We start from the raw sequence: 275 nt of genomic DNA, 5'->3' as shown, positions 1-275 counted from the left end.
CAAGGTATGCGGGCACGCGGGAACCGTCCTCGGCCGTGGTTTCCACACGCTCGAGCTTGCCTGGGTACGCGGGGCGCTCCACGGGCCCCTGCAAACGGGAGACCGCACCGCTGGCGAGGTCGATCCGAACCGCCTCCGGGGGGAACTCGTACGAGCTGCGCAGCGCATAGGCCGTCGTTCCGTCGGGCGAAATCAGGACGTTGGAATACGCTGCAGCGTCGTCCGTTATCCGCGTTACCCCGCCGTCGGTGACGTCTACCCGGAAAACCGGCGAC

At 67.6% G+C, this 275-nt stretch carries 1 protein-coding gene; it reads right to left on the bottom strand.

Annotated features, from left to right (window positions below):
- Positions 1-275 (bottom strand): hypothetical protein (locus tag SB764_RS39985; RefSeq protein WP_410866745.1); only part of this gene is annotated, 275 nt, incomplete at both ends.

This window comes from Paraburkholderia sp. SIMBA_027, assembly GCF_046535315.1.
Taxonomy (GTDB): domain Bacteria; phylum Pseudomonadota; class Gammaproteobacteria; order Burkholderiales; family Burkholderiaceae; genus Paraburkholderia; species Paraburkholderia tropica.
The sequence above is the reverse complement of the archived record's forward strand: the minus strand, read 5'-3'. Positions and strand labels throughout refer to the sequence as shown.